12 protein-coding genes are annotated in these 7,142 nt (G+C 34.7%); all 12 read right to left on the reverse strand.

All coding sequences use genetic code 11. The annotated features are described in order from the left end of the window. Positions 1-14 precede the first annotated feature (14 nt). A complete protein-coding gene (locus CD036_RS03560; RefSeq protein WP_103387993.1) occupies positions 15-803 on the reverse strand; it encodes a head maturation protease, ClpP-related in 789 nt (262 codons plus the stop codon). Continuing rightward, positions 796-1,938, reverse strand: a complete 1,143-nt coding sequence (locus tag CD036_RS03565; protein WP_244913819.1) for a phage portal protein — start codon at positions 1,936-1,938, stop codon at positions 796-798. Before CD036_RS03565 ends, CD036_RS03560 begins: the two co-directional genes overlap by 8 nt. A gap of 33 nt (positions 1,939-1,971) precedes the next feature. Further along, the gene (locus tag CD036_RS03570) at positions 1,972-3,624 is read right to left on the reverse strand and encodes a terminase TerL endonuclease subunit (protein ID WP_103387994.1); all 1,653 of its coding nucleotides are present in this window, start codon (positions 3,622-3,624) and stop codon (positions 1,972-1,974) included. Further along, positions 3,621-3,986, reverse strand: coding sequence for a hypothetical protein (locus tag CD036_RS03575; protein ID WP_103387995.1), 366 nt, complete (start codon positions 3,984-3,986; stop codon positions 3,621-3,623). The genes CD036_RS03570 and CD036_RS03575 overlap by 4 nt, the downstream gene beginning before the upstream one ends. Before the next feature lie 216 nt (positions 3,987-4,202). Then, complete coding sequence (locus tag CD036_RS03580) at positions 4,203-4,514, reverse strand: HNH endonuclease (protein WP_103387996.1); 312 nt, start codon at positions 4,512-4,514, stop codon at positions 4,203-4,205. 305 nt (positions 4,515-4,819) lie between these two features. Continuing rightward, positions 4,820-5,215 (reverse strand): helix-turn-helix domain-containing protein, encoded by a 396-nt coding sequence (locus tag CD036_RS03585; protein ID WP_103387997.1) that lies wholly within the window; start codon positions 5,213-5,215, stop codon positions 4,820-4,822. Positions 5,216-5,229: 14 nt separating this feature from the next. After that, positions 5,230-5,763 (reverse strand): NUMOD4 domain-containing protein, encoded by a 534-nt coding sequence (locus CD036_RS03590; protein WP_103387998.1) that lies wholly within the window; start codon positions 5,761-5,763, stop codon positions 5,230-5,232. An 11-nt stretch (positions 5,764-5,774) separates the two neighbouring features. Next, positions 5,775-5,969 carry a DUF1514 family protein gene (locus CD036_RS03595; protein ID WP_103387999.1) on the reverse strand — a complete coding sequence of 65 codons (195 nt, stop codon included), beginning with the start codon at positions 5,967-5,969 and terminating at the stop codon, positions 5,775-5,777. A 1-nt stretch (position 5,970) separates the two neighbouring features. Then, a complete protein-coding gene (gene rinB, locus CD036_RS03600) occupies positions 5,971-6,117 on the reverse strand; it encodes a transcriptional activator RinB (protein WP_103388000.1) in 147 nt (48 codons plus the stop codon). Then, complete coding sequence (locus tag CD036_RS03605; RefSeq protein WP_103388001.1) at positions 6,114-6,272, reverse strand: DUF1381 domain-containing protein; 159 nt, start codon at positions 6,270-6,272, stop codon at positions 6,114-6,116. The genes rinB and CD036_RS03605 overlap by 4 nt, the downstream gene beginning before the upstream one ends. Before the next feature lie 36 nt (positions 6,273-6,308). Then, complete coding sequence (gene dut / locus CD036_RS03610; protein ID WP_103388002.1) at positions 6,309-6,731, reverse strand: dUTP diphosphatase; 423 nt, start codon at positions 6,729-6,731, stop codon at positions 6,309-6,311. A gap of 1 nt (position 6,732) precedes the next feature. Further along, positions 6,733-7,092 carry a hypothetical protein gene (locus CD036_RS03615; protein ID WP_103388003.1) on the reverse strand — a complete coding sequence of 120 codons (360 nt, stop codon included), beginning with the start codon at positions 7,090-7,092 and terminating at the stop codon, positions 6,733-6,735. Positions 7,093-7,142 lie beyond the last annotated feature (50 nt).

Raw genomic sequence — 7,142 nt, forward strand, 5'->3', positions numbered from 1 at the left:
TTTTTGTTTATAATTTATTTTGTTTGCATATTGAATAATCTTGCAAAGCTGTTTTGCGGTTGTTCCGGTTGTTTAGGTTCTTTAGGCTCGTTATCTTCTTTGCCCTCATTACCTTTTTTAACTTCTTCTAAAATTTCTTCTAGTTTATCCATCACATCTTCAACAGTAACTTCTTCACCTTGTTTTTTAGGCTCTTGTGGTTGTGTAGGTTCACCTTCGTTTCTGAAACGTTTCGACATATTGTTGTCACCTCCTAATAAGACTGATGTCGCTGCTGCCGCAACGCGTGTACTTTGCGTTATATTATCAATTAATCCTAATTCTTCTGCTTCATTAGCTGTAAACCATGTTTCTTCGTCCATATACTGACGTAGAAGCGCATGATCAATGTCGGGATTCTTGTCGATATAACTGTTAAACACAACTGAATTAATTCTTTCTAACGAATCAGCTTGTTTTTTAAATTCGTTTGAATCTCCCGTTACGTTTGTCCACGCGTTGTGAATCATTAGCACTGCATTATTCGGCATGTTAACCGTGTCGCCAGCCATTGCAATAACTGAAGCAATTGACGCTGCCAAACCATCAATATTTACGGTGATATGTGCGTTTTGACGGCGAAGCATATTATATATAGCTACTCCACTAAACACGTCACCACCCTGACTGTTTATGTTTACAATGATTTCTTTTTCATCGCTCATTTCTTTCAGTTGGTCTTTAACTGTTTGTGGGCTAATAGTCATACCTTCAACCGTCATCGAATCGATAAAACCGTAAATATCGATTTCGTTATTACTCATCTATATCACCTCCTTCACTATCTGTAGATTCTTCATCCACAGTTTGATAGTTTTTAGTGATAATAAACTTCTGCATCTCTTCACTTCCAATAGGTTCATAACCTGTAAGTTCACGAATTTCGTCGCGATTAAACGACCCACTAGCAATGAGCTTGTCTACCGCTTCACTCACTTCTAAAGGTCCTTTTTGGTCTATAGATATAGCTTTGATTCGTTTACCTTCTTTATAACCACGTTCACTAAACAACTTAGCGTTCAATTCATCAGTTATTTTTTCAATAATAGGTTTGATACAGAATTTCATGTAGTTATCAGTCATTGCTTCAATATCAGCCGTATCACCGTTTATAAGTCCTACAGGAATTCCTAAGTTACGTGCTACATAACTCAATAATTGATTAGGTACTTTAGCTAAATCTTCAATCTGTGACGATGTTTTACTAGCATTCTTCGAAGAATGTTCTTCGTAGGTATAACCTTTTTGTATAGGTACAATAGCAATATCATTACTTGCATAAGCTTCATATGCTTTGTTAATGAAGTTTTGCATTGCTTCCTGTGACTTATCATTTAAAGTAAAGTTAGCATCTGTACTTAGCGTTGCTCTGATTTGGTTATTCATCAAGTTAGCTTGATATAATCTCCCAAATATTTCTCCGTAATCACTAAATAATCCACTTAACAAATTGTTTATAGATTCGTTGTTATACTCGAGATAGATAACTTCGCTCATTTTGAAATTTCGTTCAAATTCGAAATCATCTACTATAATTTGTTTGAAAATATCATCATATAAAGCATATTCTTCGCGAACAAAATCATCTGCAATAATCAAATCCTTAGTGTCAGTAACCACAATTAACACTTCGTTGTCGTAAATTAATTTTCGTATAACCTTTTGCCAAAATGTAGCTGCACTTTCGTCTGTATTAGGTCTAACATTTAACTTATAATACGTTGTAGAATTGTTTTCTTTCACTCCTGCGTCCATGATTTCAAACTTTGTTTGACTGATTGTCCTAGCAATATGATTAATACATGTATCTAGTGCCCAACGCTTTATGTAGGCTTTCTGCGATGTATCTCTCAATAGCTCAAAATCATAACTAAACTCTATTGCTTCGTTTCTTCCCATAATTCGGTCAAAAATTGAAATTGGAATCACCTCCTAGAAGTTAATTGCATCCATAATAAATGGTTGATCGTATTCTAATATTTCGTCTGCACGATAAAGCGCGTGTAACATGGCGTGGAAGCCGTCTGTTTTACGTCTTACTTCATCTTTTTTAATATATTTCTTACTACCATCGGGTTGCATAGTAACTGCAACGTTATTTGTGAACCAACGCATTAACGGATTGTCACCAAATGTGAGTTGCTTTTTAGCAAACATTGTATCTATACGTGGTGCTAGCAATCCATGTATTGCCGTTGGATTCTTAATAACTTCTAACGGTATGCCTGCCTCTTCAAAAGGTCGTCTAACAATATCAGTACGGAAGTTATCTGAAATAACTTTAACTAGATTGTATTTCTGTTGCTGTTGTTGGAACCAATTCACAATGTAAGATATGTCGATAACATCATCATCAACGATCGTTAACAAACCATTATTAGCCCATTCCTCAATAGGCGGTTCCAAATGTGTTGTTTCTAAGAAACCACGACGAATAAACGAATGTGTTTTCCAATAATATTCATCATTATCTCTAAACAACAAGCCTACACTGGCAAAATCTCGAACTAAAGCGTAGTCAAGACCCCCAATGCAGGCTTTATTTTCTAAATTTGGCATTTCTTTATTTGTTGCTAGTATTTCATCCCATAAAGCAACTACTTTTTCCTCATCAACATCTGGAACATTCATACGTTTAGTCATAAACTCCGGTTTGTTAGAGCGATTAATGTGTAAAACGTTGTATTCTTCTTTTATTTTACGTTTTAAGTTACGTGCATAACCAGTTAATGGAGGGTGCAGCATAGGATTTGATTTCTCCCACATGCTTTCATCATCAACTTCTGTTCTTTCATCTAATTTGCAATAGAAAGGGAAAATTCGGTCGTTTAAGTTGTTTCCATCTAAAACTTCTAACACTCTATCTTTCATCATGTCCATAAATCCTTCACGAACATAACCGTCAGTAGAGATATAGAAAGTTCTATCATGTGGAATCTTACCTAAACCACCACGTTTTACGTTTACCATATCTGAATCCGAATATATCGCTATCTCATCAAATATAACGCAACCCTCACGTCCACCATCTTTAGTTTTCGTGTTAGATGTGTTGTATTTAACGATAGATCCTGTTGCTCTATTTTTAATTTCTGTTTTACTAACTTCATAAGGAGCTTTAGGACGTTCACCTGTTTTATTGCGTTTATTCTCTAGCAAAACATCGTATATCTCATTAAATGAAGTCTTAGCTTGTTCTTCACTGTTGGCAACGATAGATATGTCGTACTTCTTTATCCCATGTATAGGTGTTGTTAGGAAATCACTAATTGCACTAATGAAACCATTCTTACCAGCACCTCTACCCATGAATAAAGCAAATTCAGTAAAGTATGGCGAATCAACTTCATTATCCATTAAGAAAATAAAAGCAATAATGAATTTTTGGAAAGGTTGAACTGGGAAATACCATTTGTTTATAAACTTAATACATTTATCAATCTTATCTTCATCAAAATACACATTATCTTTAACCAATACTGTGTTTTGAAGATATTCAATTAACTGTTCTCTTTCTTTATTTAAAACTATCTTACCTTCACGCCATTGATTGATATATTCATCTACATATTTGTTACTAATCATACATAATCATCAACAGGTTCATCTGTTTCAACCGGCTTAGCCTCTTTAGGCAATAAGTCAGTTAGTTGTTTAATAGCGCGTTGGTAAGATTGGTCACGCGTGTTATAAAGTCTTGCTACAGGACGCTCACGCTCATATGCAGGTACATTTTGAGATTGTTGAAACAAATCATACTCGCCATTCTCTTGTATATCTTCCCACATATAGTTAAGCATCACTCTATTACGTGCTGCTTGCTTGATAAGCCCTTGTGCAACCTTTAATTTATCGTTAGGCAATTCTTCATACACTGCCAATAGTCGTTTTTCTTCTTTTGCGACTAGTTTGTCGCGTTCCTTGCGTTGTTCTGCACTTAATTCCATTTTTACGCTCCTTTCTGTTATAGGGTACGGGGGTATAGGGGTTATATGTGACATTTTGTTAAAAAGTTGCAGAGTCGAGCCAACTCGCCGTTCTTCCGGATTTCAAAATATAATAATTTAATTCAACCCGGGGGGTATTAAAATAAATATTAGATAAAAAAATTATACAATATTACTACTATATTAATTACTAAATAAAAATTTTATATATTTTAATTACCACAACTCATCATTCCATTTATTTTCTTTTGGTTTAAATTGATTTCCTCCGTATTGAAATCTTGTATGTCTTTTGTTGTGACATGCTTTACACAATACGCGAAGATTATCTGGCTCCAATTTTAACTCTGGTCTTTCCTGCAACTCTTCTATGTGATCTATCTCTAACCCTTCAGTAGTAACTTTACCTTCCTCTTTACACCACTCACATTCATAGTTATCACGTTTCAACACATAGAGTCTAACTTGTTGCCATTGTTTACTATTATAGAAACGTTTACGTTCTTTATATTCATTGTAATCAATCACTTAGTTGCTCTCCTTGCATTAGATACATGATGACCACTCTACCTCTCTGCTTATATCAAGCACACATACTCATATGAGTACATCATCATGACTGTTAAGTATATTAATAAGCAATAGTGATTCATGTGATATACTCATATCAATAAGCATATAAAGAAAGACACACCACTTAGTGATGTGCCTCGCTATAATATAGTATTAATGTATAAGTCACTGGAACTTATCCTATATGGATATTATATAACATAGTATAGTTATAAATATAATAGTGTGTAATGTGTGCAATATGTGCAATATGTGAATGGTCATTGGTGTTTCATATATACATCTACTATCTTATCTATACGACTATATATACTTCTTCTGCTTATACCTAACAGTCTTTCGATTGTCTTGATAGTCTCACCTTGTTTAAGCAACTGCAGTATGTGATAGTTCTTATCGTTAGTGATGTAGTGCTCTCGCTTATCAACAAACTCTATTTCTTCTATTAATTTCTGTGAGTGCTTTTTATCCTTATCATTACGTATTACTCTGACTAACACTTTATCTCCAGTACCACCCTGTGCTTTAGGCATAGCAGATTCTATACCATACTGTCCAATAGATGTACTGTCATATTCATACACTTTATGTTCTAACAAGTTAACACGCCAATGATAGCCTGTAATTAATTGTCTTACTTCTGATTCATTGTACATATGTTACCTCCGAATTAATTAGCTTTACTCCATTTATATCCTCTGTGTTTATCCAACTTTCCATTAATACATAAACTTATTCTTTCTCTAACAAAACCGTTTCTTCCTGCTTCTGCTACTGATTTATATTTTAGTATTTGGTTTGTTTTAATATTTACTCCTATAACAGCTACACCTTTTTTATCTACTGATCTTTTCCAAGCATCACTGTTTCTTCTTGATTCCACTGATTTTTTAGACGTATTACCATGCAAATAGTTTTCTTTATGGTTACACCATTCCAAATTATTTACGTTATTGTTGGTAGTATTTTCATCAATATGATTCACGATATTCTTCCCATCAGCTTTGGGTATAAAGTTTAATGCTACTAATCTGTGAACATACATACTTTTTGTAGTACCATTTTTATATAAGCTTACTCTATAATAGCCATTGCCATTATCGTTATTTTTTAGAACAACTTGCTTATTACAACTCCAAACATCTCCACAATTGGATATCTTGTACAACCCTTCATACCCAGTTATATCTTTCCACTCAACCATTATTCCCACACCTACTTTATCCGTTTATCCCACTCATCTTTAATCTCGCCTGACCGAAACACAACATCGCCGTTATTATCAAATATAATATCTAGTAAGTACGCCACCTCATATTCAAGTGCGTCTATCTTCGTATCTTTAACTGCATTGTATATAAGTGATATTGCAGCGATTGCTCCTAAAATAATGCTAATGATTATCCACATGTTAATCACACACCCTCTCGTAATCACATGGCTGTTCTACATCATCATTTGATTCTAATGTAATTAGTATTTGCTCTGTAACATACTTACTTACCTCATATAGTGCGAGTAAAGATAAAATGTATAGTATACGTTTGATTAGTTTCATTGGTTGCCCTCCTTGTAAGTGTTTGCCTTCTCTTTCGCCTGCTCCTTACTCTCTGCCTCAACCACTTGATACGTTTCATTCTCTCGAGATTTAGTTACATGAGTGAAAGGGTGACCGGTTGAATCTGTTAGTGTGCGTATTAAATACTGTGTCATTTCCTCAACACTTCCTTAACTTTTTGAAGTATGTCTTTAGTATCCTGTACTTCCGAATCCTGATCGTTCACTTTCTCTTTCAAAACTTTCCACCTCTGTTATTTCTGGTAACTCTACACGCTGCACAACTAGCTGTGCTAACTTTTTACCTTTATCTACTGAAATTGGTCGCTTGCCAATATTATCCACGATGATGCCTATACTCTTATGATATGAGTTGTCTATTGTGCCAAGTTGTACTCTCAATTTAGTCTTAGCAGTCACACCACTTCTTGGTCTAACCTGTGCTTCATATCCTTCATCTAAATGAATTGCAATACCTGTATCGATAATTGCAGTTTCACCTGGATCAAGCGACTTAGCTTCACATGTGAATAAATCTAATCCGCTGTCAGTGGCGTTTGCTCTATATGGTTTGATTGCATCTTCATGATTACGTTTGAATATTAATTTTTTCATCCTACTCGTCCCCCTTATACAAATGTCGTTTCTCTAAATCGTCCATAACCAATCCCAAACCAATAAGCTGTGTATCATTCTTATCAATCTCCAGCATATCCCTACGCCAATCCTTTAAGTTATCCCACATTATGCGGTGGGTAGTTAGTTTGTGCGTAAGGCGTGTTAGGCGTTTGTTTTCGTGTTCCAATCGTTCAACCTTCGCTTTATACCAAGTTAGGTCGTCGATTAGTGTGTCGCGTTCTGTTTTGTATTGGTCACGTTGTTTTAGTGCTTTGTTTAATTCATGTAATAAAATTTGATTTTCATTGAACTCTTTATATAAATTTAATTGTGTTTCTAATTTTTTATTTAACCTCACTCGCCATCACTCCTTTACATAGTTGCCCACATTAACCACATGCTTATTGA

The organism is Staphylococcus arlettae (assembly GCF_002902345.1).
GTDB classification, from domain to species: domain Bacteria; phylum Bacillota; class Bacilli; order Staphylococcales; family Staphylococcaceae; genus Staphylococcus; species Staphylococcus arlettae.